This window comes from Trinickia symbiotica, assembly GCF_003028655.1.
GTDB classification, from domain to species: Bacteria; Pseudomonadota; Gammaproteobacteria; order Burkholderiales; family Burkholderiaceae; genus Trinickia; species Trinickia symbiotica_A.
In genome coordinates this window covers 1-434 of the sequence record NZ_PYUC01000066.1, presented here as the reverse complement: position 1 = coordinate 434, position 434 = coordinate 1, and the positions used below count along the sequence as shown (strand labels likewise).

Annotated in this window: 1 protein-coding gene; it reads left to right on the top strand. The window is 32.5% G+C overall.

Annotation, left to right across the window (positions count from 1 at the left end; all coding sequences use genetic code 11):
• Positions 1 to 174: 174 nt before the first annotated feature.
• On the top strand, positions 175 to 434 hold a 260-nt coding region (locus C9I57_RS32255), incomplete at its 3' end, for a hypothetical protein (protein WP_219909926.1).

Here is a 434-nt window from a genome sequence, read left to right as displayed (position 1 = left end):
TTCGTAAAGGATGGTTATTTTTAATAGTAAACAAAATTGCTGCTAACTTACTTTTTAAACCGAGTGAGGATAAATAACCTCACTGCCTCCCACACGATTCAATATGAAATTCAAATATGTTGCTGTAAAATAATGTAAAATAAACGTATTCATATTACTGAATTGAGGGATAGTATGCAACGTGATTATTTAATTCGAGTAGAAACTGAAAGCATGTCAGATTTCAAAAGGCTCAATGGTTTAATGATTGGTTTTGTTATTAAAGGTGAGGCACATATTTATGATGAACATAATATGACGCAATGCAACAGTGGCGACATTTTCATCATTAACCACCGCGACTTGTATCGATTTCAACTTCAACAAGATGGCATCATATGTTATATCCAATTCCAAATGAAATATTTAGCAGACAAGTTTGATGATGTGCATTG